The sequence below is a fragment of the Gammaproteobacteria bacterium genome, from assembly GCA_024235095.1.
Taxonomy (GTDB): domain Bacteria; phylum Pseudomonadota; class Gammaproteobacteria; order Competibacterales; family Competibacteraceae; genus UBA2383.
Map to the genome: position 1 here is coordinate 2,848,904 of JACKNC010000001.1, position 25,937 is coordinate 2,874,840.

Here is a 25,937-nt window from a genome sequence, read left to right on the forward strand (position 1 = left end):
ATTTTGGCCCCGTCGCTCGTGCGCAATCCCCCCCCAGCCCCCCTTTTCCAAAGGGGGAGGTGAACGTTTACGAGCCTTTTAACCCGAACCGGGCCAGCGGGCGTGGAGCCGGGCGAGCTGCTCCCAGACCCAGCCGCCGGGAATCTCCCGTCCGCACAGCACATATTCCAGCGTGTTCTCGTTATTTAACGTCAATTCCAGATCGCCGCGCGCCTCGCGGCAACCCACGAACAATAATTGATCGCCGGCCTGAACCGAGGTATGCCGATGCGGCAACATCACCATTGCGTCATCCTCACGCACCAGATAGAGCGCCCGGCATTCGAGTTCCTGAGCGCGGTCACGCGGATTGCGCAGCAAATCGCCCAATGGCGTCGGCGCCTGGGATAATTTCAACCATTTCAGTAATGCTGGCGCTTGTGGAGCATCAATGCACACGCTCCACACCGTGGGCGCTTCCCAGCCAAAACGCCCGGTCAACTGGTCCAGCAGGGTGCTAGCCCAGGATTCGCCCCGCTGCTTGATCTGCCATAAAAACGGGGCCAGCAGCGGCGTTGTGAGAATCGCCAGACACTCGCGGGCGATAATCTGGCTCGGCACCACGGTAAAATCCGACTCGAAGGCGTCGAACAGCGCTTGATGCGCCTGCAAGTTCTGGCGCAGCACCACGAATAACCGGGCATTCAGCTTTCGGGCAGTGACCACAATGGACAGATTGTTCACATCATCGTTCGTCGAGGCCACGATGCCAACAGCTTGTTGAATGCCCGCTTCCAACAAGGCCGGTACGCTGCTGCCATCGCCGCGCACCCAGTGCCGGTGATCGGACTCCAGCGGCGGGTCATGGTCAATGATCGTGATCGGAATATTTTCCTGTTCCAGCGCCGACACCAACACCTTGCCAAACCGGCCATAGCCACACAGCACCCAATGGCCGCGCGGCGGATCGCGGTGCGGCTCTACTTTTGTGCCCGGAACTGCCGTCAGCCATTCCAGCAGGTGATAAGCTGCGGGCGCGTGCAGCGCCAGCGCCAGATAACGGCCAAATTTATCGAAGGGATTAATAATGTGCTGGGTGCCAAAGGACGCCATGTTGGCGGCGGTTTCCAGCGTTTCGACCCGGCACAGAACCGTCAATTGAGACGCCAGCAATCGGGCGGCGATGGCGATGGCCAAGTTGGCGCTATCGTCATTCGTCAACGCGATCACGCCCTGGCAGCAGCGGTGCGTCAGACCCGCCAGTTTGAGGATTTCCGGTTGACTGGCGTCAGCCGCCAGCGCCGGGATGTCTGCAGTATGACCGTGCAAATCCAGTTGACTGACCCGGCTCTCGCTGACTTCGATGACAATCGCCCGCACCCCGAGTTGATCCAGCGCGCGGCAGAGCAACTGCCCGGTTTCGCCATAGCCGCAGACCAGGTAAAACGGTTCCCGCATATTCCGCACGGCCCGGCCAAAGCGTTGCAAACGCACTGCATTGCGGAAATTCTGATCCTGCAACAAGGCCAGCAACGCGCCAATCGAGTAGGCCCAGCCAATGACCGACAGATAAATGCACAGCGTGACCCACATCCGTTGCGCTTCGGAAAAGGCGTTGGGAATTTCGCCGAAACCGATGGTGGTCGCGGTATAGCTGATGAAATAGAAAGCGTGCAGAAAGTCCATTTGGCTGGGGTTGCCCTCAGCATCCAGACCGGGAATCAGCGTTAGACCCAGGATCGAAACCGCGTAAATCACGATCAGCGTGATCAGCGGCGCGCGCATCCGCCGCAGCGCCAGAAAGAACGTGCTTTCGTAGCTTTCGGGGTTCATCGTTTCTGCATGATGGTTTCGGCGATCAGAATGACCATCGACACGACGTTGGCGAACAGCGCGCCGCCGGACAGGGAAACGACCTTGGCGGTCATCTCGGGGGTAATGCCGGCGCCGGCGCTGGCGACATGCGCGCCATAGCCCCAGACCAGCGCCGCCGCAATCAATTGCAGATCGGCCACCAGGCTGGTGGAAAGATGAATTGCGCCGATGTGGGTGCGGTCGCCGAATTTCAGCACGGTAGCGATCAAGTTCACCACGATCGCCGCGAACAGTTCATAAACGTCGTGGTGAATCGGATTGTCCAGATCGCCGATGAAGAAACCAAAGTTCAAAGTGGCGGCGAGGACGATAAAGAAACCGAAGATGACTTTTTCAAGGTTCATAAGGAGGGTTGCTGGGAAAGTAGAGTGGGCTAATTTTAGCGGGGAAAGCGCTCAGGCGGACGTGACCGTTCAATCCCCCCCTTTGGCAAAGGGGGGTGAGGGGGGATTTTGGCCTCGTTGCCCATGCGGAATCCCCCCCGGCCCCCCTTCTTCAAAGGGGGGAGATGAATTCTTACAAGTGGACAACGATCCCAGCACCGCCAGCACCTGACGCGGTTCGAGCTTGCCTTTGAAAAAGATCACCGGGCCGGGGATATCGCGGAAATCATCGGCACCAGCGTTCAGCCGCTCCGAGACAGCGACGATCAGATTCGGCATGGCGGCCCGGCGCAATTTATCCAGCTTGCGGCGCAGATAGTCCGGGTGCCAAAAGCCCATGATCTCAATGTGAATTACGCGACCGTCGACATGACGCAAGGCAAAGTCTGGCACAAACACCGTCCCTTTTAAATCCACGATTTCCACTTCCCGCTCCAGGGTCCACGGCGTACCCAGCTTCTCCCAGCGACGGGCGAAACTCTCTTCCAGCAGACTGTCGTAGGTGGGCGGTGGGGCAGTCAGCGGTTTGAGCGGCGATTGCGAATCCAGCTGGTAACTCAGTTCCTGGCCATCCCGTTGCAAGACCGCCTCCATTTGCCAGCGGCTAACCCGCAGCAACGCCGGCAGGAACACCGCCATTTGCAAACCATATTTACGGGTCTGCTTGAACAGGCTGGCGGGGCCGTCCACATAGATTTGGTAACCATCGTCCAGGTTGCCCTCGACCGCGTACATCAGTCCGTGGAATTTGAGATGCTGGAACAACCGGCGGTATTCACCAGGAACATTGCGGTGGGCAATGAGGCGCAAATAGAGCGCTGAATACAGCAAGCCCTGCGCTTGCGCCAGGTTATAGCGGTCGATCAACCGTTCTGGAGTGAAGTCCGGCAATGCAGTCAACCGGTGATTCTCTGGCAAATCGGCATACAATGCTTCACGCAGGGTCTCTGCTTCCAGCTGGTAGCGCGGCGCAACGGCTTCCAGAACCTGTTGCGCCTGGGACTCGCCATAACTGCCCTGTTCAGCGGCTAATGTGAACACTTCACGCCGCAAGGTTTCCGGTTCCAACTCGCCCGTGGCCAGAGTGAATTCGGCGGCGTTGAGCGCCAAGTGGGCGAAACCGCGCACGATGCGGTAATCAGGCGAGTCGCCTTCCAGCGCCCGCAACGCAGCCTGCAACTCGCCGCGTGGGCGGTGTTGATGTTCGGCGATCACAGTCAGTACCTGTTCCGCCCAAGGATGTTGATCAGAACGCAGGAAGCGGGGATAAAGTTGAGCGCCGCGCTTGTAGGAGAAAAGGAGAGGGGTGGGCAACATTCTCAGGAATCTCGCCAAAATAATGGATTCATTCGCGCACTCGACTTACTCCATATCTGGCGTTTCAGTGACTCATTACTCAAGGTACAGGTTGTCCCGGGCGCGTTTGGCTCGCTGGAAGGTGGCGAGAAGAGCGGCGTGGTCTTCGTTGCGGATCGCAGTAGCCAGCCGCTCCAGATCGGCGCTGAACAACGCAATCATCTCCAATAACTGTTCGCGATTGGCGAAACAAATATCATGCCACATTTTTGGATCACTGGAAGCAATGCGGCTGAAATCACGGAATCCGCCAGCGGCATAGCGGAAAATCTCCGCCCGGTCATCCAGCCGCGCCAGGGTGTCGACCAGCGTGTAAGCCAGTATATGCGGAAGATGACTGGTGGCGGCTAACACGGCATCGTGATGACGCACCCCCATGTCGATCACTTCTGCGCCGGTCAACTCCCACATGCGCTGGATGAGACGATGGGCAGCGGACGAGGTCTCCGCCAGCGGAGTCAAAATCACCCGCCGACCCTGGAACAGGGTGGCGAACGAGGCTTCGACGCCGCTTTGCTCCGTGCCGGCAATCGGATGGCCGGGTACAAAATGCGGTGGAATCGCGCCGTAAACCCGTTCCACATCCGCCAACACGCTGCCCTTGGCGCTGCCTACATCGGTTACTACGGTATCGGCGGAAAGGCAGGGAACGATCATGCGTAGCACGGGTTCAATCGCGCTCAGCGGCGCCGCGATAACGACTACATCTGCGCCTGAGACCGCCTGGGCGGGATCGGTCACATAACGGTCAATGACCCCCAGACGCACGGCGGCCCGCAGATTGTCCTCGCCACGCCCACAGCCAATGACCTCGCCCACTTCGCCAACGTCCCGCAACGCCCGGGCCAGCGAGCCGCCGATTAGCCCAACGCCGATGAGGCATAGGCGTTGAATCAGGGGTTGCGCTGTCTTCATGTCAACCCCGCAACACGTCCTGCATGGCCGCAATCAATCGGGCGTTTTCCGCCGCGCTGCCGATGCTGATTCGCAGGTGCTGAGGAAGTCCATAGTTATCGACAGGACGGACAATCACGCCTCGTTTCAGGAGTTCTACAAATACCTCGCGCCCTGAGCGACCCATATCCACGCACAGAAAATTGCCTGCTGACGGTAGCCAGTTCAAACCCCATTGCCGACAGGCGCCCTGCACTTGCCGCATCCCGGCGCGGTTGACCGCACGCCCCTGCTCCAGGTGACTGACATCCTCTAGCGCCGCCGCTGCGGCGACCAGCGCCAGGCTGTTGACATTAAAAGGTTGGCGCACCCGGTTCAGCAAATCAGCGATTGCCGGATGAGAAACAGCATAGCCGACCCGCAGTCCCGCCAATCCATAGGCTTTGGAAAAGGTGCGGGTTACAACAAGATTCGGGAAACGGTCCAGCCAGCGCAGGGCGTTGGGACAATCGGTTTCCGGCTCGACATATTCAAAATAAGCCTCATCCACGACAACGATCACCGCTGGAGGTATCGCCTCTAGTAACCCCTGCAACTCCGCTGTAGTGAGCCATGTACCGGTGGGATTGTTGGGATTGGCGATAAACACGACCCGAGTACGCTCATTGACCAGAGCGAGCAGGGCTGCTGGATCGTGACCGCAGGGCATGGCGTGATTCGGTAAATAGGCTTTGGCGACCCGAGCAGTAGCACCAATGGCCTGGGTGACTAGGGGATAGACCGCGAAGGCGTGTTCGGAAAAGACCGCTTCATGTTCCGCCGTCAGAAAAGCGCGGGCAATCAGTTCCAGCACATCGTTGGAGCCGTTGCCCAGGGTCAACATGGCCATCGATAGCCCGAGCTTGGCGGACAGGGCAGCCTTGAGTTCAAGGCCGTTACCATCGGGATAACGCGCCAAGTTGCCCAACGCATCGTGAATGGCGGTTACCGCACGAGGACTGGGACCCAGCGGATTTTCGTTGGAGGCCAATTTGACGATGTCGCTAAGACCATACTCCCGGCGTAATTCGCTTTCCGGCTTGCCGGGTTGATAGGGTTGAAGGTTGCGAACGCCGGGCGCGGCAAGGACATGGAAATCGCAGGTCATGATGGGTCGGGATTCCTCTGCAAAAGGGGAGACATGACGGTAAACCCTAGCAGAAAATCCTGAAGCTTGTGCAAGGAATCGCTTTATCTTCCTTAAAAACCTCCGCCTTGCAAAAGAGGAGACCATGAGAGTGCTTACGAGGGATCAAGCCGCGCTGCCGCCTCGGCAGCGGTGGCGTAGAGATCGGGCTTAAGATTGTGTCGCCGGAGGGCATCCCCGAGTTGGGCGCGCAGGAAAGTGTTGGTGGTGTAGCGGGTCACGCCCAGGTAGTAGCGCTGCACGACATCGCGCACCATATTCATATAGTCCTGCATTAACTCCGGGGTGATTGAGAAATTGTCGTAGTTGACAATGCCGAACACCGGTTTGCCGAGCGGTTCCAAACGGCTGGTGATAGCCGCACGAATTCGGGCGATATCTTCATGGCTACGCACGGCCAGACCCTCGAAATTCAGGAAGAACAGATTCTTGGCCGGGTCATAAGACAGACGTTGATCCAGTGGCCGCGCGACCAGCAACTCGCGCAAACCCATCGGTCCGTCGTTGAAGATGCAGGCATCCATGGTCTTAAGTTGCGGACTGATGGCCGGTCGAAACGCCATTTTCGCCAACACGTCCCGCTCCAGATCAAGGCCCGGGGCGATCTCGATCAACTCCGGTCCCTCTGCGGTCAGCCGGAATACCGCTCGCTCCGTGACATACAACACCGGTTGCTGGCGCTGGCTGGCGACTTCACCGCTGAACGTGCGCTGTTCAACCGTTTCCACGAACTTCGTGGTTTCCCCCTCGTGGCGTATGCGCAATTGGCTGTTTTCCACAGCCATGTCCAACTTGTCGGCGGTGAATGTTCCAGCGAACACCACTTTACGGGCATTCTGGCTAATGTTGATGAAACCACCCGCACCGGCAATGCGTGGACCGAATTTCGAGACATTGAGATTGCCCTGCCGATCAACCTGCGCTAAACCCAATACGGCGATATCCAGACCGCCGCCATCATAAAAATCAAACTGGTTCGGTTGATCAATAATCGCCTGCACATTGGTGGCGGCCCCGAAATCCAGCCCGCCGGCAGGAATGCCGCCGACCACGCCCGGCTCGGCGGTCAGAGTCAGCAGGTCGATAATCTTCTCCTCGGCGGCGATGTTGGCCACCCCTTCCGGCATCCCAATGCCGAGATTAACGATCGCATTCATGGTCAGTTCCAGCGCCGCGCGGCGGGCGATAATCTTGCGCTCGCTCATCGGCATGGCAGGAATCGAGGCCAGCGGCGCTTTAATTTCACCGGAGAAAGCGGGATTGTAGGGCGTAGCAAAGGTCTGCCAGTGATGTTCCGGCGGGGAAACGACGATGCAATCCACCAGAATACCCGGCACGCGCACATCCTTAGGTCGCAGAAAACCGCGCTCGGCGACCCGTTCGACCTGGGCGATAACGATGCCGCCAGAATTGTGCGCCGCGGTTGCAATCGCCAACGATTCCAAGGTCAGCGCTTCCTTTTCCATGGTCAAGTTGCCATCAATGTCAGCGGTGGTGGCGCGAATGATGCCCACATTAATCGGAAAAGCTTTGTAAAATAGGTATTCCTCGTCGTCGATTATCATCAATCTGACGATATCGTCCTGGGTGCGCGCGTTGAGTTTGCCGCCGCCCAGGCGCGGATCGACAAAGGTGCCCAGCCCAACCCGAGTCAGCGTCCCCGGTTTTCCGGCGGCAATATCGCGGAACAGATGGGTGATGACCCCCTGCGGCAGGTTCCAGGCTTCAATTTTATTGGCCACCGCCAGCACTTGCAGTTTTGGTACGAGGCCCCAGTGGCCGCCGATGATGCGCCTCACCAGCCCTTCGTGACCGAAATGATTCAGGCCCCGGGTTTTCCCATCGCCCTGACCGGCGGCGTAAACCAGCGTCAAATCGCGTGGTTTATCCAGCACCGGCGCATCCGGACCGGCATCTGGCGCCAGGAACAGGTCCTCGACCGCGCAGGCGATGTCCTCGGCAAAGCCGGTGCCGACAAAACCGCTGGTGGCCAGGGTATCGCCAGGGCGAATCAGGGTCACCGCCTCGCGCGCGCTGACGACCTTGCCGCGCTCGGCAATTTGCAGTGAGGCAAGCAGAGGATGCTACATGATGATGTTCCTCGTCAGGGTTGGGAGCCGAAATCGTTATGATAAGCCCGCCGCGTTGCTGAATTCAGGTAAAATTACTTTCTTTTCCAATAAGACCCCATCCGGCTTTTCACCATGACCACTCTGCTCCAAGAACTGCAACGGCGCCGCACCTTTGCCATTATTTCCCACCCTGACGCTGGCAAGACGACCCTGACGGAAAAACTGCTGCTGTTTGGTGGCGCCATCCAATTGGCCGGAACGGTCAAGGGCCGCAAGGCGGCGCGTCACGCGACCAGCGACTGGATGGCCCTGGAGCAGCAACGCGGCATTTCGGTCACTTCATCGGTGATGCAGTTCCCCTATCGCGACCGCATCATCAACCTGCTCGATACCCCCGGTCACGAGGATTTTTCCGAGGACACCTACCGCACCCTGACCGCCGTCGATTCGGCGCTGATGGTGATCGACTGCGCCCGGGGCGTCGAGGAACGCACGATCAAACTGATGGAAGTCTGCCGACTGCGCGACACGCCGATTTTTACCTTCATCAATAAACTCGACCGTGATGGCCGCGAACCCATTGAGTTATTGGATGAGGTTGAAGAGATTCTGAAAATCCGCTGCGCTCCAGTGACCTGGCCGATTGGCATGGGGCGGGAGTTAAAGGGCGTCTATCACTTTGAGCAGGATTTTATTCATCTCTACGATCCCTCCCGCGATGGGCGGATCAATACCGGGCGCATTCTCCAGGGATTAAGCAGCCCGGAGGTCAATCAGGCGCTGGGTTCGGACCGGGCGCAAGCCCTGCGCGATGAAGTCGAACTAGTGCGCGGGGCCAGTCATGCCTTCGATTTCGCTGAATACCGCGCGGGACGCCTGACCCCGGTATTTTTTGGTTCCGCGCTGACCAACTTCGGCGTGCAGGAGATGCTGGATGGGTTCATCGAACATGCCCCACCGCCCCGCTCCTGCGCCGCCGCCAGCCGTGAAGTCGAACCAGGAGAAGAGGCTTTCACCGGGTTTGTGTTCAAAATCCAGGCGAATATGGACCCTCAGCACCGCGACCGCATCGCCTTCCTACGCATTTGTTCCGGAACCTATCAGCCTGCGATGAAAGTGCGCCATGTTCGGCTGGGCCGGGAGGTAAAAATCGCCGATGCGCTGACCTTTATGGCCGCCGAGCGCGAACATGCCGAAGACGCTTTTCCTGGCGACATTATTGGCTTGCACAACCACGGCACCATTCGTATTGGCGATACGTTCACCCAGGGCGAGGACTTGCAATTTACCGGTATCCCGGACTTCGCCCCGGAACTGTTCCGCCGCGCCCGACTGCGCGATCCGCTGAAAATGAAGGCGTTACAGAAGGGTCTGGAACAGTTGTGCGAGGAAGGCGCTACCCAATTATTTCGCCCACTCAATAGCAACGATCTCATCCTGGGGGCAGTGGGCGTGTTGCAATTCGACGTCGCTGCTTTTCGGCTCCGCAGTGAATACGGGGTCGAATGCGGATTCGAGAATGTCAATGTCGCTACCGCCCGCTGGGTCCGTTGTCCCGACGTCAAGCGTTTTGAGGATTTCCAGCACAAGCTGCGCGATAACCTAGCGCTGGACCATCATGGCGAACTGGTCTATATCGCCCCCAGTCGGGTCAATTTACAGCTGACCCAGGAACGCTGGCCAGAAGTTCGTTTCGCCGCCACCCGCGAGCATGGCTTGCGCTGAAACCGCAACGCTAGTCGCGATAGCATTACTCACATCAATAACCGGAGAGGAAGACGCAACATTTTGACCCTTCGAGAGTAGTATTCAGCTTAAAGTTTGTATAATATTAGTCTAAATATAAGCGAGAAATTATGAATAATTAGGGTATTTTGTACACTATTTGTACAAAATATTCCATTCCGGCTGAACCCCGGTATCGAAGAGATCCATCTCCAATGCATAACAATCTCAATCATTGCAGCTTGCCTGACCAGGGCTTGGTGCCCATCCGCACGGTTTCCGGCTTGACTGGCGTGAACTCGGTCACTCTGCGCGCCTGGGAGCGTCGCTACGATCTCATCAAACCGGTGCGCACGCCCAAAGGTCATCGCCTCTACACGATGGCCGATGTGGACCTGATCCATCAAGTAGTTTCGCTGCTGAATAACGGCATGTCCATTGGGCAGGTGCGGCAAGTGCTCGATAATCCTCAAGCCCAGTCTGATGCAACGCCAGAGATTCATGCCGAGGAAAATCCGGATTTCTGGCAAGGCTACCGTCATCGCTTGCTACAAGCGGTCGCGGCCTTCGATGATGGAGTTTTAAATGACACCCACAGTGAAGTTTTGTCGCTCTATCCGGTCGACATGGTTACCCACCGATTAATCATACCGTTGCTGCGAGAATTGGGCGAACGCTGGGCAGAGGGATTGGGCAGCGTTGCCGAGGAACATTTTTTCAGCATGTTTCTGCGCAACAAACTGGGCGCCCGCTTCCATCATCGCGGTTGTAACCACAAGGGGCCGAAATTGTTGGGCGCTTGCCTGCCGGGCGAGCAACACGAAGTCGGCTTGCTCCTTTTCGCGTTGGCGGCGCTGGATCAGGACTACTCTCTGGTCTTATTGGGACCGAACACGCCGTTGACAGAGTTACCACCGGTCGTCGAACGTGCTGGCGTCCATGCGGTTGTTTTATCGGGATCGGATGAGACCGCCCTGGGCATTATTGAGGAAGATCTGCTCAGACTTTGCCAGAAGGTGACGGTCCCGGTGTTTGTTGGCGGACGAATCGCTGATGGTTGCGCTGGGATGCTCGCCGGTGCGGGAGCCATACCTTTAACTGAAGATTTCGGTCTTGCTTTGCGCCAGATTGACGCAATCCTGACCCCTCGCTAGGATGAATGCGTTGTTTATAATGAAGATTGATTTTTTAGAATCATCGCTTATCACTATTAATCCACATTATTCGGGTCGATCCTCACGGCGGTGATCCAGGAGGTGTGGGGTTGCCACTGTGTCATCCACTCAAAAATTTGCGCTGCCGGCATGGGACGGGCAATCGCATAGCCTTGGCCTAGTTCGCAGCCCAATTGCAGTAGCAGTTCACCATGGGCTGCGGTTTCCACGCCCTCGGCGATCACCTCACGCTGGAAAGCGCCGGCCAGACTGATGACGCCGGCCAGAATCGTTAGGTCGTCGGGGTCATCCAGCATGCCGCGCACAAAGCTCTGATCAATCTTGAGGGTCTCAACCGGCAGGCGTTTGAGGTAGGTCAGCGAGGAATAGCCGGTCCCGAAATCATCGAGCGCGAACCGGATTCCCAGCGCCTGCGCAGCGCGAAGGATCTGGGATACCTTGGTAATATCCTCCAGCGCGCTGGTTTCGAGTACCTCTAGCTCCAGATCGCCAGGTTGCATATCCGGGTGGCGGTCCAGGGCAGCGTGTAGTTTGTCGATGAAATCGGCTTGATCCAGTTGCATGGCGGTGACATTGACGCTCACCGGCAACGCTGCTCCCGCCCCGCGCCAAGCCGTCACTTGGGCAAGCGCGGTCTCGATCACCCAGTCACCCAACTCGATCATCAAAGGGTGGTTTTCGAGTGTCGGCAAAAAGCCGCCGGGTGACAGCAGCCCTCGCTCGGGGTGTTGCCAGCGGATCAGCGCCTCGACACCGATCACGTTGCCTCGGCGCATGTTAACCTTGGGCTGGTAATGCAGCACGAACTCCCCGTTGACCAGGGCCTTCCGGAAGCGTTCGATGCTTGCGTGGCGACCACGCAAGCCGCGATCATGCGCTGCGTCGAACAGGTAGTAGCGGTTTTTACCGGCGAGCTTGGCTTGGTACATAGCCTGGTCAGCTTGGCGTAGCAGCTGATCGGCATCGACGGGTTCCGCTTGCGGATAGAAGCTGATCCCCAGGCTGGCGGAGACCTGCAACGGCCCCACTTCGTCGTGCACGGGTTCGGCGATGGCCCGCAGCAGCCGGTTTAGCCAGGGCAAGCTAGCGTCGACGTCCGGCAGATCGACCAATATCGCGACGAACTCGTCCCCTCCCAGGCGGGCCAGGGTATCGCCTTCGCGCAGGGCGTGTTTCATCCGGTCGGCTAGCGTCATTAGCAGGCGGTCGCCGGCATCATGGCCATGGCGATCGTTGATGATCTTGAAGCCGTCCAGGTCGAAGTAGACCACGGCAAGTTGCGTACCTCGGCGCAGGGTTTGCGCCAGGGCCTGCTGCAAACGGTCGGCCAGCAGGACACGGTTGGGCAAGCCGGTGAGGACATCATAGTGGGCGATGTGCTCAAGCTGCTGTTGGTGTTCCTTTTGCACACTGATGTCCGAGAACAGCCCAACATAACGTTGCACACAGCCATTGGAGTCGCGCACGGCGCTGATGGTCAACAGCTCGGCATAGACTTCGCCGTTCTTGCGACGGTTCCAGATTTCACCGGCCCAACGTCCCTGGCTGTGCAGAGTCTGCCACATCTCGGCATAAAACGCCGCGTCTTGCCGTCCGGACTTCAGGATGCGGGGATTTTGGCCCAGCGCCTCTTTCCGGCTGTAGCCGGTGATGCGGGTGAACGCCGTATTGACATCAAGGATGACGCCGTCCGCGTCGGTGATCGTGATGCCTTCGTTGGCGTGCTGAAACACGCTGGCGGCCTGTTCCAGCTCAGCTTCAGCCTCTTTGCGCTGGGTGATGTCGTCGTAGATGCCGAGTACTCCGAACACGTTTCCTTCAGCGTCGCGCAGCGGCACCTTGGAGGTGCGCAGCCAGATGGTCCTGTTGTCGGGCGTAGTTTGAGGTTCCTCATAGTCCAGACGGGGCTGACCTGAGTCCATCACTTGCTGGTCGTCGGCGCGATAGCGATCGGCCTGTGGCGTCCAGCCCATAGCAAAGTCGTCGCGACCGATCAGTTCAGACGGCGCTTGCTTACCGGCGTCCTGAGCGAAGGCGGGATTGCATCCGAGATAGTTGAGGTTGCGGTCCTTCCAGAACACACGGATCGGCAACGTATCAATCACTTTCTGCAACAGGTAGGTCGATTCCGCAAGTTCCAGCGTCATTTCTGTGAGTGCAGCCTGAATCGTTTTCCACTCGTTGCGTTCCGAGCGCTCGGATGCAAGAATCCGTTTCCTCGGTTTCCCTGGATTGATCGCCACAACTTGATCAAGAACCCGTTGGAGTGGCGTGCGGATGTTACGGCGGACTACACGCAAGGCATAGATGACAGATACGAACACGATCAGCGCTGCAAACACGAGGACGCCATATCGAGTGTCGCGCACCGCCTGTCGGATTTGGTCGTTTAGCATAGTGGCATGACTCGCTACGCCGGTATCCAGACGCTTCATCTGTGCAAGCACCGTCTCCCGGGCGTCATGATTGTGCGCAAGTATTGCGTCGTAGTCCCCTAGCTTTGCGTTCAGTCGAATCACCTGCTCACGGTAGGCCTGAGTGAGCGCACCGACATATTTGGCAATGCGCGCCATTTCAGGTGACGCTGGGGTAAAACCCTGGATGCGCAGAACGAGATTGTCGATAGCGGGGAGTACGGCAACTTCGGCGTCATCCGCCGATCGGTTGTCGCCACTTTGTATGGCGATTTGCTTGCCGATATGCAATGCGGTTTCACGATAGCCCGAGACTAGCGCAATGATCTGGTCGAGATGACTAACCGACTTGCCAGCCAGCGTTTGGTCGATCAGCGCCCGCCCTGTCAAGCTCTCCAATTCCTCGAATGCGGTCAGCAGGCGACGGTCGGTTTCTGCTATTTCGGTCAGGACGTCGCCAATCTCTCCACATACATCGAACAGATGTTGGGTTTCCCGCCGCAGAGCGCGCATTAACTCAATTAGCTCCTGATCCGGGAGTTTCTTGATCAGTGCGTCCAGTGAGTGGCCGATGTGAGCGCGTGCCGCGCCGAATGCCGTCGTGTCCCGGCATGTTCGATTCGCCAGATCAATCTCGGAAAGCGTAGCGGTCAGATCGCGTCCAATGGCGGCATTGTCAATGACCTGCTGCATCTGGACCGAGGAAATCTGCGCCGCCAGATCTTCGAGTTGATTGAAGGAACCAATGGTCAGGATGACGGTTATGCCTATTGCCAGGGCATTGAGCGTCACCAGGACATACAGCTTGCTTGCAATGCCTTTTGGCCAAGGTGGCATGATTCGCTTCCACTGCTTACGGTTGCTCGCGCACCAGCGTCGCTCCTCTCAGCGCCATCGGTTTCAGGACAACCCCTCTACGCTCCAGTTCCGTTACGTTAATGATACGCTGCCCCTGTACGTTTTTCATGATGGGAATGGCCGCCACCGATTTGCCGCGCATGGCTTGAAGCAGCATTTCCGCCGATTTCTCGCCTTGCTCTTGTCCGGTCTTAACGACAGCCGCCAAGGCGCCCTGTTCAACCTGATAGCGGTTGCCCGCCAACATCGGACCGCGGTAAATGTCCTTCAGTAATTTGCTGATTTCCAGATTGGTGAGCGATTTGCCGCTTTGATCCGTGATGCCCTCGAGGCTGTCGATGAACAGGGCATCGCATGACGCATTCAGCGGCTTTTTCAGTGCAGCGAGTTCACGCGTCGTGGAAACCAGGTAGAAGTCGGAGAGCGTCACTGGATAGCTGTCCTTTTCGCGCATGACCTGGGCGCGCAGCGCTTGGCCCGACGGAACATTGTTGGTCAGGAAGCAAATGTTCTGAATGGAAGGCAACAACTGCTTGATGAAGGACAGGGATTCCTGGACATGGGCGCGCTCCAGCACGCCGGAGACGTTGCGCGACGGAAATCCGTACTTTTCCAGTTCGGCGTTAACGCCGTTGAACATGACCGGTTTATCGCTCTTGTCCTTAAGGAAGGGCGCTACGAACATCGCCTGGGCGTCGTCATCAGCCGCGATCACGCCATCGGGTTGGAACTGTTGGAACAAGGCATAGGCTTCTTCTGCGCGCTTTGGTCCGTTGGCGCGATCGGCTTTCGTATTCATGTAGAAATAACGAATCTCGCTTGAGGGGGAGAGCACCCCTTCAATCCCTTCGCGGATCTCCTGGACCCAGGGGTTATCTTCCTCATAGCTCATTACGACGAGTACTTTGAATTCTGCGGCTATTGCCGAAGTCGACAGAAGCCAGGCCAGCGCTGCCGTCAGCGCTCCGGCCGCCGACCGCCCTATCGTTCTCGATGATTTCTTCACACGGATAGACCTCGACAGGGAGCCGCTGCTGACGCTGGCCCGCCACTGATCCTGAATCTCCAGGATTTCGTCCTCTTCGGCGCCGCCCTGAAACACATCGTTCCAGGCCACATACAGGAGAATGCCCAGATAAACGGGCAGCGGCAGCGCCAACACCTGCGCAGGGATAGCAAACAACTCGAAGAATGGCAAAGTCGCCAGCGCTAGACCACTCAAACCCAGCGCCGGAAACAGCCAGGGATTAAGTTGCATGGCCAGAACGCTACGCCGCCAACATACCGAAAGCGGCAGCTCGCGGAATAACTGCAAGGGAACCACAAAAATGGCCAACAATATTTGTAAAACCAGTAGTACGCTTCCCAGAACGCTCAGTTGCGTCCCTAATAAAGTGCTGGCAACCCCGAAGGCGGCGGGCGGTGGAACAACAGACACTGGATCGCCAGCGGCAGCCAGATCGACGGGCAAGAGTTGATCCTGCACCCAATAGACCACTAGATAGCCTTGCAACAACAGGGCAAACAAAAACAGGCTGGTTCGCGTCAACGCTTTGGCCGCCGTCCAATTAAACAATTGTTTGGGGGCTGGCGCCTGCTTGCGGTTGGCCGCACGAGCTATTCCACAAGCCAGCGTTACCGTTAGACTAAGCGGCAAACCATAACAAAGTACGGTGGCGATCAACGTCACCCAGCCCCCCAACAGGGGCAACCACCATTCCCAAACCGGCAACGCCAACAGCAGGGCGCTGCCCGATGGGGCAAGCAGCGCAATAGCCACGAATAACCCCGGTCGCCGCCACATCAATTGCCAGGCTTGAATCAACCAATCCCGGCCATCGCCTGGGGTCAGCGCCCGAGGCCCAAAACCATGCATAATTCCTCCATCCTGTGGCAAGTGGCGAATGGCGCGATTTAACTCAAAATAAGCGTTCAGTTCCCTGTCCCCTGCCAAGGGAGGGTTAGGAAGAATTTCCAGTTTTCTTCCCCAACCCCTCTCCCGCAAGTGGGGAGGGGAGCGAACGGTTACAACTCAAAACAACTCTACGTCTCCTTCGTCCATGGATTCCTGCAAAACCGATTTGCTTTTCTGGAAGACTGCGGACTGTCGGATTGACTGCAAATGATCATGAAGCTTAAAGAGCGCCGCCTGAAGATCCCCGCCGCCTTGCGCGGTTTTAGTGAAACTTGCCAGACGTTCGCGCAATTCCATTAAAGTTTTTTCCTGTTCGCCCAGCTCGCGTTCAGCGTGCGTCAACAACTGGCCTACGATATCCTCGAATTGCAGAGACTGCACCGCTAATCCCACGCTGCGATCAATGCCTTGAGTAATCTCGGAAACCTGACTTAGATTCTGGGAGATATGCTCATTCATCACCGCCAGCTTGGCAAACAGCATATCGGAACTATCCCGGGCCTCATTGAGAGAATCCGTGTCGCGCGCGGCCATTTCGTTAACCACTTCCCGGGTTTCATGAACGATTTTCTTGGATTTTTCGACCTGAACCCGAATCTGTTCGTTCAATTTCGCCGAATTTTGCGACAGATTACGCATCTCGGTGGCAACGACCTGAAAACCCCGCCCGGCCTCGCCCGAACGGGCCGCTTCGATAAAAGCGTTAAGGGACAACAAATTGGTTTGCTTGGTGATCATCTCGACGTTACTTAACAGGGAAAATGTCTGATTGACCACATCGGTCATCGCCTCCATTTTAGCGATCACCCCACTGCTCTGGGCGCTCACCTGAGCGAGCATGTCCATGAAACTTTGTAAAATAGTCGACATGCCATCGGCAATTTCCCGAACGCTGGCCCGATCGCTATGCTGCGATCCAGCGCCCTCTTCGGAGACCTCTTGAATCAGTGAAGCAACGACTTGTTGCTGGGCATGGGTTTGGGTGTTCAGACTATTAAAGCTATTACCCAACTTAACGACCGCATCGTTAATCAGCGTCTTGCCTCGATGAATGTCGTCATGCACCTTGGTATCCTTCGTCGCCAGAATTTCCTGAACAGACAATAGGATATCGGTAACGACCTGAAGCAGGGATTCATCCGTGTTTGCAGGCATTCCACTCACTGGGCGCTTTCCTTTATCGGTCGCATGATCTATTAGCACTATTCACCATTCACTACTTACTCAGGACTTTCGCTCGGATGGCTCTATACCACCGTATATGGTGGATTTCCTGGAAAGAACAACCATACATGTAGTGTGAAAGCGAAAGTCCTGTTACTGTTCGCTACTCGCCGGTCACCGGCTATGTTCTTCCACCAACCGCATGATCTGGGCCGGGATGGCTTCCAGAGGCATGATTTTATCAACCCCGCCCAGTTTCACTGCTTGACCGGGCATTCCCCAGACCACGCTGGTTTGCTCATCCTGAGCGATGGTCGGTGCTCCCGCTTCATGCATTTCCTTCAAACCTTGCGCTCCGTCATCACCCATGCCGGTCAAAATCACCCCGATGGCGTTCAGGCTCGCATGGGTAGCGACGGATCGGAACAAGACATCGACGCTCGGCCGGTGGCGATTGACCGGCGGGCCATCATTCAGTCGGCAGACATAGCGAGCGCCGTCGCGGAACAGGACCAAATGCCGATCGCCCGGCGCGATGTAGGCATGGCCCGGCATCACCTGCTGGCCATCCTGCGCCTCGCAAACCGATAGCGCCGAAACCGAATCCATGCGTCGGGCAAACGGCCCGCTGAAGGCTTCCGGAATGTGCTGGGTAATAACGACTCCCGGACATTGCTGCGGTAAACGAATTAAGACTTCCTTGATAGCTTCGGTACCGCCCGTTGAGGCGCCGATGGCAATAATGCAGTCGGTCGTTTTGAAAGTCCGCCGCTTTTGACTGTCCCGTTGCATAATTACATCAGCGGAGTATTTTTCAGGCACCGCTGCAAGTCGGCCCGCCGCCGCCGCAGGTTCCACCGGAGCCGACCGCCGCTCCTGAACCTTGGCCCGCGTCGCCATGCGCACTTTCTCGCGAATCTCCAAGGCATAATCATCCAGCGCATGCGCGACATCCACCTTGGGTTTAGTGACGAAATCAACCGCGCCCAGCTCCAACGCCTGGAGGGTGACCGCCGCGCCGTTCTCGGTCAACGATGATACCATGACCACCGGCATGGGTCGCAGCCGCATGAGGTTGCTCAGAAACGTCAAGCCATCCATGCGCGGCATTTCCACATCCAGAGTCAGCACATCAGGATTGAGTTTTTTGATTTTCTCGCGGGCTGCATAGGGATCTGTCGCAGAACCCACGACTTCGATACCTGGGTCGCGGCTGAGAATCTCCGTCAGAATTTGACGCACCAAGGCCGAGTCGTCAACGATTAATACTTTAATTTTATTGCCCGGCATACGCTTAGTCTCCGAACAGTTCGACCTCGCCGCCTTCGGTCGCTTCCCGGCGCAGATCGGCAAGATAGGCGCTTTCCTGTTGAACAATGGTTTCATTGCGAACGTTGCGCAATTTTTTGAGCAGCACCTTGCCGGTCGCCGGAAAATACGCCATGCGGCGCGGGTAGTCGCCGCCGACATCCTCGGCGGCAATCTTCAAACCCTCGGTACGCAAATAGGCGCGCACAAAGCGGATGTTTTGCTGCCCCACATCGGCCATGCCGCCCATGATCCGTCCGCCGCCGAAAATTTTGACCTCCAGGTTCTCGCGTCGCCCGCCATATTTCAAAATGCTATTAATCAGGCGCTCCATTGCATAACTGCCATAGGCCGCGTCAGCATCCAGGCCATGCGTTGCAGTTTTATTGTTTCGCTCGGCTTTTTCTGCTGGCAGCATGAAATGGTTCATGCCGCCAATCCCGGTTGCGGCGTCGCGGACGCAGGCGGATACACAGGAACCCAGCACCGTGGTAATCATCTCGTGGCAATGCGTGACATAACATTCCCCCGCCAGAATACGGACAACTTCGACGCTCTGAATCGGATCCCAGTAACTTTTCATGTGCTGGAATTCCGGCAAACGAAGGTGTTTCACTGGACGGGAAGGACTTTTTAAAGCTGGCGCCATGCTATTAATCTCTATATTTATTTTAAAGACAGCGCTGATAAATGGTCTTGCCCAGCGGAACGAAACGCTCGGTGACCTTGAACAGCGATTCAGAGTGGCCAACAAACAGATGACCACGCTCAACCAGGATATCAGCGTAGCGCTCGAAGAGGACTGCCTGTGTTGCTTTATCGAAATAAATCACGACATTACGACAGAAAATCAGGTCAAAAGGACCACGCATCGGCCAATCATTCATCAGATTTAACTGCCGGAAAGTAATCAGATCGCGCAGTGCCGGCGCGACCCGCACCCAACCCGCCTGAGCATTTCGTCCTTTCTGGAACCAACGCCGCAAACGCGATTCGCTGAGATCTTTGACGCGGCTCCACTCATAGATACCGCGTTCGGCAGTGGCCAGCACATTGGAATCCAGGTCGGTCGCCAGAATTTTGGCATCCCAGCCAACGTTGGGCAGCACTTCGCGCAGCACAATCGCGATGGAATAGGGTTCTTCCCCGGTTGAACAACCGGCGGACCAGATGCGGATGCGCCGGTTGTTCAAACCCCGTGAGCGCATTAGCGCGGGTAACAGTTCATTCGCAAGAAATTCGAAGTGATGCGGCTCCCGGAAGAAGGAGGTCAGGTTCGTCGTCAGGGCATTGACGAATTCACGGAGTTCGTCTTCATCGTCGCCGGGTTCCAGATAATCGCAATAGTCCGCGAAACGCCGAAAACCCCGTTGGCGCAACCGCCGCGACAGCCGGCTATACACCAGTTCGCGCTTGCCGTCCGCCAACGAGATACCTGCTACCTGGTTAATAATGCGTCGAATGCGCTGAAAATCCTGATCGGAAAATTCAAATTCACTGCCCGCCATGACGGATTACCCGCCGCAACTCTGCCAGGGACGTAACCGTCCAGTCCCCCCCTCTGGCAAAGGGGGGTGAGGGGGGATTTTGGCCCTATCGCCCGTGCGAAATCCCTCCCAGCCCCCCTTTTTCAAAGGGGGGAGGTGAACGCTTACCCAGGGACTACGCATGGGCCAGCACCTGGGAACTACTGCTCCGAACCGTTTCCAGAGAAAACATTTCTTCAACACTCAACAGTCGATCAACGTCCAGCAACATGACCATGCCCGAATCCAGCGCGACCAATCCATTGATAAACTCGGTGCTGACCGCCGAGCCGAAGTTCGGCGCTTCCTTGATGTCAGCGGCATTATTAATGTTCAAAACATCCGACACCCCATCGACTACCATGCCGATGATCCGGTCACCCTGTTCCGCATGCACGGTGACCACGATAACCACCGTCGTCTTGGTGTATTCCACAGATTCCAGCCCGAACCGCAGGCGCAAATCAACTACAGGGACGATGGCGCCCCGCAAATTCATGACCCCCCGCACGAAGACCGGCGCATTAGGCACCTTGGTGACGGGCACCCAGCCGCGAATTTCCTGAACCTTCAGGATATCGACGCCATAGGATTCGCCCGCCAAATTGAAGGTCAGATATTGCAGGTTTTCCACGACAGCTTCACGTTGAGAGCTGCGCTTCCCCGCAGGGGCCAAATCGGTCGTTCTCGTTTCCATGATTCGCCTCATCAGATTACATGATTGATCCGGATCAAACCGGAAATATCGAGAATCAGTCCCACCCGACCATCGCCCAGGATCGTTGCGCCCGCGACGCCAGGTACCCGGCGGAAATTCTTCTCCAGGGATTTAATGGATATCTGTTGCTGACCCAGCAGGTCATCCACGAACAGCCCGACCTGTCGACCATCAGCCTCCACGACGACCAGCAGACCCTTCTCGAGATCGGTTTGTGCGCCTTGCGCGCCGAACAGTTCGTACAAACGCAGGATCGGCAGGTGCTGGCCCCGAAAGTGAAACACTTCATTCTTCCCAGCCAGTCGGTTGACCATGTCAGCGCGAGCCTGCACCGATTCGATAATCGACAGCAGGGGAATGATGTAACAATCCTGGCCGATCGTGACCAACTGACCGTCAAGAATTGCCAGGGTCAATGGCAGACAGATGGTGATCTTCGTACCGCGTCCTGCTTCGCTGGCCACCTGGATATTGCCGCCGACATCCTGGATGTTGCGACGCACTACATCCATGCCAACGCCGCGCCCGGATACATCGCTGATTTGTTTGGCGGTGGACAGACCGGGATGAAAAATCAGCTCATAAATTTGCTCATCGCTGTACTCTTCGCCCGGTTTCAGCAGACCATTTTCCAATCCTTTGCGCAGCAGCGCCTCGCGATCCAGGCCCCGGCCATCATCGGCGATCTCAATGAAAATGCTACCGCTTTTGTGGTAGGCGTCGAGCATGATGTTACCGGTTTCCGGCTTGCCGCGCTCCAGCCGTTCCGCAGGGGGTTCCAGACCATGATCCAGGCTGTTGCGCACCAGATGAACCAGCGGATCGCCAATCTTTTCGATGACCGTCTTGTCAATTTCAGTCTGTTCGCCGTTCATCAGTAGTTCGACCTGCTTGCCCAGCTTGCCGCTGATGTCATGCACCATGCGCGGAAAGCGACTGAACACGGAACTGACTGGCAACATGCGGATGCGCATGACATGTTCTTGCAAATCCCGGGTGTTGCGATCCAGTTGATCAAGGGCCTCGTGCAATTTGTCCAGGCGGCTCATCTCAAAATCCGTGCCGAGCGCGCTTAGCATGGATTGCGTTGTGACCAGTTCGCCCACCAGATTGATGACGGCGTCGACCTTGTCAATGCTGACCCGAATGGAGCCGCTGTCCGCGGCGGCGACGCTGGCCCGGCGTTCGCCTTTGCGTCGGTCGCCGCTGGTGCGCCGTTCGAGTACGAGCTCGCCTTGCTGGGCTTCTTCAGAGGGGGCTTTAGCAGTAGCTTCAGGCGCACCTGTGCGGGTAGATTCCTGGACTTCAGGCGCGGTAGGCGGAACCGACCCGGTCAGCGGTTCGATGCGCAAATCGCATTCGTCCTCGACCCAGGCAAATACTTCCGCCACGGCTTCCTGGGATTGAGCGCCGCGTAATTCGAGCTGCCAGGACAGATAACAGTCTTCGGGATTCATCTCCGCCAGGCGCGGCAGCCGACTGCAATCGGCTCGAACGGTTAATGCGCCCAGCGTCGACAATTCACGAAAAATGCGCACCGGATCATTGCCGCTGTGCATCAACTGCGTATGAGGGACAAATTCGATCCGCCAGTCGCCGATTTTAGGAGCAGAGGGGGAAGGCGAGGATGGCAGCGGCGATTGTTTGGCCTTCGCTGCGCTATTCGTTGCCGTTTCACGCGCTTCATTCTGCTCCAGCAACTTCAGCAGGCGAATCCGTAGTTCCTCCACCTGGTCGTTATCGATGTCTACCTGCTCGCGCAGCGAGACCAGCATCTCCCGCAGGCAATCCACGGATTCAAGCAGGGTATTAACGGCTTCGACGGTCACATCCAGGCGACCTTCGCGCATTTTGTCGAGCAGAGTTTCCATGGCGTGGGTGAAGTCTGTTACTTCACTAAAGCCGAAGGTGCCGCTGCCCCCCTTGATCGAGTGAGCAGCCCGGAAGATTGTGTTGATCTGTTCCAGGTCTGCCGCGCCGGGCGACAGGGCCAGCAAGCCCGCCTCCATCACATCCAGTCCTTCGAGACTCTCGTCAAAGAAGGTTTGGACGAACTGCCCGATATCAATGGCCATGGGCGCTTATCCCAGTACTTTGTTAACAGTCGCCAGCAGTTTTTCCGGATTAAACGGTTTGACGATCCAACCGGTAGCGCCCGCGCCCTTGCCTTCGGTTTTCTTCTCGGCAGTGGATTCGGTGGTCAGCGTCAGGATCGGGGTAAATTTGTAGGCGGGCAACGCGCGCAATTCCTTGATCAGGGTAATGCCATCCATGTTAGGCATATTCACGTCGGTGATCACCAGGTCGGCTGGAGCGCCCTGGGCAATGTTCAGGGCTACCTGACCGTCTTCAGCCACCATCACCTGATGGCCGGCTTCCTTGAGGGTAAATTCCACCATTTGTCGCATGGATGCGGAATCGTCTACGATCAATATTGTCGCCATTAGCAAAATCTCCGTCGACCTAGAAGCTATACAGAAAAACCACTCATCACTGCGGGAGCCGGCTTACCGGCGATAGCCCTGTTTATTTGTTGCTCACAAACGAGTTGCTACACCTCGCCGAGTTTCAGTTGATCAACCAGTCCCAGCAACCGCGCGCTTTCCACCAGTGGGGGCGAAGGATTACGCCAACACACCGACAAACCCAGTGACTGAGCTTCATTCATCAGGCTCAAAAATAACTGTAGCACTGCCGCGTGAACTTTGCGCACTTCCTGACCATCGATTTCAAGAGGCTCCCCTACCTGCAAGGCGCTCAACAATTGCTGATGCAAGGCGCTGGCAGCAGCGATATCCAATTCAGCCTGACATTCAATGGTTGTCATGATGGATTCCTTACTCTCTCTCTGTGGCGCAGGGCTGTTAATTGCTTTATAGCTGCGTAAGGCGAGTTAAGACGCCAGTCCGTAACCCGCCAGTTTGCTCAACTTCGACTGTGACGGGTTACGCTACGCTAACCCGCCCTACCCATCGGATCAGTAGAACTTAACAGCACTGTTCCAAATGTAAGCGTTCACCTCCCCCCTTTTGCTAAAGGGGGGAACTTATGATTCAAAATTTATTGAGAAACGGTATTACTTTTCGCACAACCTCTAAAACTCCTCCCATTCCTCGGAAGTGGCGTGGGCCGCTGGCTTCTTCTCAGCGGACACCGCTGACTTGGCGGTAGCTGCGGGCCTGGCCGCAGGCTTGGCTGTTTTAGCCATCGGTTTGGCCACAGCTGGACGGCCCTTGCTTGCTGGCCGCGATGATGCGGCTGTAGCAACCACAGCCGGCTTCTCGCTTACAACCCGTTCATCCAGCTTGAAGAAAGCCATCAGGTTTTGCAGCTCGCGGGCCTGTTCGCCCATCGACTGACTGGCCGCCGCCGTCTCTTCCACCAGGGCTGCGTTCTGTTGGGTCACCTGATCCATTTGTAAAATGGCCTTGTTGACCTGCTCAATCCCCGACGCCTGCTCGCGCGCCGCCGCCGCCATTTCCGCCACAATGTCGCTGACTTTCTTGACCGCGGTGACAATCTCTTGCAGGGTTTTGCCAGATTGTTCGACCAGCTTGCCGCCATCTTCCACCTTGGCGACGCTGTCGGTGATCAGTGATTTGATCTCCTTGGCGGCGTCCGCGCTGCGCTGGGCCAGTTTGCGCACTTCCCCGGCCACCACGGCAAAGCCCCGGCCCTGTTCGCCGGCGCGCGCTGCTTCCACGGCGGCGTTCAGGGCCAGCAGATTGGTCTGGAAAGCAATCTCGTCAATGACGCCGATGATGTCGGCGATCTTGCGGCTGCTGGTATTGATGGCGCCCATCGCGGCTATCGCCTGATCGACGACCTGCCCGCCTTGTTCAGCCTGGGTGCGCGCCGCACCGGCCAACTGATTCGCTTGTCCGGCGTTGTCGGCGCTTTGCTTCACGGTCGAGGTCAGTTCTTCCATGGAAGAGGCTGTTTCTTCCAGGGCGGAGGCCTGCTCCTCAGTGCGTTGCGAGAGGTCGGAACTGCCTTGGGCGATTTCCGCCGCCGCTGAACTAACCTGGCTGGTGGCCTGAGTGACTTGACTGACCATCTCGCGCAATTGCCGGGCCATCTCGCGCATGGCCGCGTAGATGCCGGTTTCTTTCTTACCGGTTTGCATGGAGGCCATTGTCAAGTCGCCTGCGGCGATCTTTTGCACCAGGGCAGCAATGACATCGGGTTCGCCACCAACTTGAATCAGTACGCCACGACTGAGGAAAAAGGCAACTGTGATGCTCAGAATCAGCGCAACGATGATGGTGACATAGATAACTGTAAAAGTCTGTGCCATAGCCGTTTGGCTTTCTGTTTTGCGCTGCTCCATGAGGCCTTTTTCTTCGTTCTGAAAATCGCTCATGATTTGGCGAAACTGGTCGAAGTACTGTTTACCACGAGCCTCGCCAACGAGCCTGGCCATGTCATCCATCGTCTCAGCGTGGCCAATCTGCCGGCGCAGTGCGATGGTGGGTTCAGTAACGTCCTTCTGCCAAGCCTGGATAGTTTTTTCGATCTCCTCCAGTAACTGCACTTGGACCGGATTATCGCTCACCGTTTCCTTGAGAGCACCGACCATTTTCTGGAATTTTTCATTGCCCTGATTATAGGGTTCGAGAAATGCTTCCAGACCAGCTAACAGATAACCGCGCATACCTGTTTCCATATCCACAGCGGCGGCCAGAATGGCATTGGCGCGGGCAATCACCTGGTAAGTGTGGGAAACCCACTGCTCGTTTTTTTGCAGAATCTCCAGCTGATCGAGATTGGCTTCGGACTGCCGGGCCGATTGAGTGAGTTCGCTAAAAGCCTTTTCAGACTCTTGCTCACGCTTGTCCAACAAAACAGATTCTCGTTCGGTGAACGTGGTGATCTGCGCACGGAACTGGTCAAAATATTTCTTGCCTCGAGCTTCGCCGATGAGCTTGGCCATGTCGTTCATGGTCTTGGCGTCGCCGATCTTCCGGCGCAGCGCGATAGCAGGTTCAGTGACCTTCTCTTGCCACTCCTTCAGAATCTGCTCCACTTCATCCAGACGCTTGACCTGTTTAGGATTGTCACTCACAGTTTTCTTAAGGGTTTCGATTTGCTGGTAGGCCGCCTTTTCGCCCTGTTTATAGGGGTCGAGAAAATCCTCCTTACCAGCTAATAGATAGCCGCGCATACCTGTTTCCATGTTTACTGCCGAAGCGACAATAGCTGCTGCATCGCCTAACACTTTATAGGTATGATCTACCCATTTATTGGTTTCTCCTATGATACTAATGTTGCGGATGCTAAGAACACCCAAAAAAACCAATAGCAATAAAGGGATACTAATCCCGAGTAGTATCTTTGTTCTTAACTTCAATTTTTTCATGAATGTATGCCCCTGCTTCGCTAGTCATTG

At 56.7% G+C, this 25,937-nt stretch carries 19 protein-coding genes; 2 read left to right on the forward strand and 17 right to left on the reverse strand.

All coding sequences use genetic code 11. From position 1 onward, the window contains the following. Positions 1-78 precede the first annotated feature (78 nt). The 6 genes from H6973_12645 to H6973_12670 form a co-directional block, all read right to left on the reverse strand. Positions 79-1,812, reverse strand: a complete 1,734-nt coding sequence (locus tag H6973_12645; protein MCP5126437.1) for an NAD-binding protein — start codon at positions 1,810-1,812, stop codon at positions 79-81. Beyond that, a complete protein-coding gene (locus H6973_12650) occupies positions 1,809-2,198 on the reverse strand; it encodes a hypothetical protein (protein MCP5126438.1) in 390 nt (129 codons plus the stop codon). Before H6973_12650 ends, H6973_12645 begins: the two co-directional genes overlap by 4 nt. A gap of 69 nt (positions 2,199-2,267) precedes the next feature. Beyond that, a complete protein-coding gene (locus tag H6973_12655) occupies positions 2,268-3,554 on the reverse strand; it encodes a DUF790 family protein (protein ID MCP5126439.1) in 1,287 nt (428 codons plus the stop codon). 75 nt (positions 3,555-3,629) lie between these two features. After that, entirely contained in the window at positions 3,630-4,490 is an 861-nt protein-coding gene (locus H6973_12660) for a prephenate dehydrogenase/arogenate dehydrogenase family protein (GenBank protein MCP5126440.1), read from the reverse strand. Between the two features lie 19 nt (positions 4,491-4,509). Further along, a complete protein-coding gene (locus H6973_12665; GenBank protein ID MCP5126441.1) occupies positions 4,510-5,634 on the reverse strand; it encodes a histidinol-phosphate transaminase in 1,125 nt (374 codons plus the stop codon). 134 nt (positions 5,635-5,768) lie between these two features. Beyond that, positions 5,769-7,751 (reverse strand): acyl CoA:acetate/3-ketoacid CoA transferase, encoded by a 1,983-nt coding sequence (locus H6973_12670; GenBank protein MCP5126442.1) that lies wholly within the window; start codon positions 7,749-7,751, stop codon positions 5,769-5,771. A gap of 126 nt (positions 7,752-7,877) precedes the next feature. Between H6973_12670 and H6973_12675 the strand changes: the two genes are divergently transcribed. Together H6973_12675 and H6973_12680 are read left to right on the forward strand one after the other, a co-directional pair. Then, positions 7,878-9,470, forward strand: a complete 1,593-nt coding sequence (locus H6973_12675; GenBank protein ID MCP5126443.1) for a peptide chain release factor 3 — start codon at positions 7,878-7,880, stop codon at positions 9,468-9,470. 215 nt (positions 9,471-9,685) lie between these two features. Beyond that, the gene (locus H6973_12680; protein ID MCP5126444.1) at positions 9,686-10,624 is read left to right on the forward strand and encodes a MerR family transcriptional regulator; all 939 of its coding nucleotides are present in this window, start codon (positions 9,686-9,688) and stop codon (positions 10,622-10,624) included. A gap of 56 nt (positions 10,625-10,680) precedes the next feature. On the opposite strand, the gene H6973_12685 is transcribed toward H6973_12680, so the two are convergent. The 11 genes from H6973_12685 to H6973_12735 all read right to left on the reverse strand — a co-directional run bounded on the left by H6973_12685 (position 10,681) and on the right by H6973_12735 (position 25,766). Next, positions 10,681-13,752, reverse strand: a complete 3,072-nt coding sequence (locus H6973_12685) for an EAL domain-containing protein (GenBank protein ID MCP5126445.1) — start codon at positions 13,750-13,752, stop codon at positions 10,681-10,683. Positions 13,753-13,912: 160 nt separating this feature from the next. Beyond that, positions 13,913-15,793: a hypothetical protein gene (locus H6973_12690; protein MCP5126446.1), complete on the reverse strand. Its 1,881-nt coding sequence runs from the start codon at positions 15,791-15,793 to the stop codon at positions 13,913-13,915. 156 nt (positions 15,794-15,949) lie between these two features. Then, the gene (locus tag H6973_12695; protein ID MCP5126447.1) at positions 15,950-16,996 is read right to left on the reverse strand and encodes a hypothetical protein; all 1,047 of its coding nucleotides are present in this window, start codon (positions 16,994-16,996) and stop codon (positions 15,950-15,952) included. A 174-nt stretch (positions 16,997-17,170) separates the two neighbouring features. Continuing rightward, positions 17,171-18,286, reverse strand: a complete 1,116-nt coding sequence (locus tag H6973_12700) for a chemotaxis response regulator protein-glutamate methylesterase (GenBank protein ID MCP5126448.1) — start codon at positions 18,284-18,286, stop codon at positions 17,171-17,173. 4 nt (positions 18,287-18,290) lie between these two features. After that, positions 18,291-18,953 (reverse strand): chemoreceptor glutamine deamidase CheD, encoded by a 663-nt coding sequence (gene cheD, locus H6973_12705; protein ID MCP5126449.1) that lies wholly within the window; start codon positions 18,951-18,953, stop codon positions 18,291-18,293. A gap of 22 nt (positions 18,954-18,975) precedes the next feature. Continuing rightward, positions 18,976-19,812 (reverse strand): protein-glutamate O-methyltransferase CheR, encoded by an 837-nt coding sequence (locus tag H6973_12710; GenBank protein MCP5126450.1) that lies wholly within the window; start codon positions 19,810-19,812, stop codon positions 18,976-18,978. Positions 19,813-19,966: 154 nt separating this feature from the next. Then, a complete protein-coding gene (locus H6973_12715; GenBank protein ID MCP5126451.1) occupies positions 19,967-20,527 on the reverse strand; it encodes a purine-binding chemotaxis protein CheW in 561 nt (186 codons plus the stop codon). 11 nt (positions 20,528-20,538) lie between these two features. Then, positions 20,539-22,623, reverse strand: a complete 2,085-nt coding sequence (locus H6973_12720) for a chemotaxis protein CheA (GenBank protein ID MCP5126452.1) — start codon at positions 22,621-22,623, stop codon at positions 20,539-20,541. 6 nt (positions 22,624-22,629) lie between these two features. After that, a complete protein-coding gene (locus H6973_12725) occupies positions 22,630-22,992 on the reverse strand; it encodes a response regulator (GenBank protein ID MCP5126453.1) in 363 nt (120 codons plus the stop codon). A 107-nt stretch (positions 22,993-23,099) separates the two neighbouring features. Further along, positions 23,100-23,375, reverse strand: a complete 276-nt coding sequence (locus tag H6973_12730) for an STAS domain-containing protein (GenBank protein ID MCP5126454.1) — start codon at positions 23,373-23,375, stop codon at positions 23,100-23,102. 267 nt (positions 23,376-23,642) lie between these two features. Continuing rightward, positions 23,643-25,766 (reverse strand): CHASE3 domain-containing protein, encoded by a 2,124-nt coding sequence (locus H6973_12735; GenBank protein ID MCP5126455.1) that lies wholly within the window; start codon positions 25,764-25,766, stop codon positions 23,643-23,645. Positions 25,767-25,937 lie beyond the last annotated feature (171 nt).

What these genes read in the sequence shown, in the direction of transcription:
- H6973_12645 (MCP5126437.1), bottom strand. Translation starts at nt 1,812, where the DNA reads ATGAACCCCGAAAGCTACGAAAGCACGTTCTTTCTGGCGCTGCGGCGG.
- H6973_12650 (MCP5126438.1), bottom strand. Translation starts at nt 2,198, where the DNA reads ATGAACCTTGAAAAAGTCATCTTCGGTTTCTTTATCGTCCTCGCCGCC.
- H6973_12655 (MCP5126439.1), bottom strand. Translation starts at nt 3,554, where the DNA reads ATGTTGCCCACCCCTCTCCTTTTCTCCTACAAGCGCGGCGCTCAACTT.
- H6973_12665 (MCP5126441.1), bottom strand. Translation starts at nt 5,634, where the DNA reads ATGACCTGCGATTTCCATGTCCTTGCCGCGCCCGGCGTTCGCAACCTT.
- H6973_12675 (MCP5126443.1), top strand. Translation starts at nt 7,878, where the DNA reads ATGACCACTCTGCTCCAAGAACTGCAACGGCGCCGCACCTTTGCCATT.
- H6973_12680 (MCP5126444.1), top strand. Translation starts at nt 9,686, where the DNA reads ATGCATAACAATCTCAATCATTGCAGCTTGCCTGACCAGGGCTTGGTG.
- H6973_12685 (MCP5126445.1), bottom strand. Translation starts at nt 13,752, where the DNA reads ATGCAGCAGGTCATTGACAATGCCGCCATTGGACGCGATCTGACCGCT.
- H6973_12690 (MCP5126446.1), bottom strand. Translation starts at nt 15,793, where the DNA reads ATGCATGGTTTTGGGCCTCGGGCGCTGACCCCAGGCGATGGCCGGGAT.
- H6973_12700 (MCP5126448.1), bottom strand. Translation starts at nt 18,286, where the DNA reads ATGCCGGGCAATAAAATTAAAGTATTAATCGTTGACGACTCGGCCTTG.
- cheD (MCP5126449.1), bottom strand. Translation starts at nt 18,953, where the DNA reads ATGGCGCCAGCTTTAAAAAGTCCTTCCCGTCCAGTGAAACACCTTCGT.
- H6973_12710 (MCP5126450.1), bottom strand. Translation starts at nt 19,812, where the DNA reads ATGGCGGGCAGTGAATTTGAATTTTCCGATCAGGATTTTCAGCGCATT.
- H6973_12715 (MCP5126451.1), bottom strand. Translation starts at nt 20,527, where the DNA reads ATGGAAACGAGAACGACCGATTTGGCCCCTGCGGGGAAGCGCAGCTCT.
- H6973_12720 (MCP5126452.1), bottom strand. Translation starts at nt 22,623, where the DNA reads ATGGCCATTGATATCGGGCAGTTCGTCCAAACCTTCTTTGACGAGAGT.
- H6973_12725 (MCP5126453.1), bottom strand. Translation starts at nt 22,992, where the DNA reads ATGGCGACAATATTGATCGTAGACGATTCCGCATCCATGCGACAAATG.
- H6973_12730 (MCP5126454.1), bottom strand. Translation starts at nt 23,375, where the DNA reads ATGACAACCATTGAATGTCAGGCTGAATTGGATATCGCTGCTGCCAGC.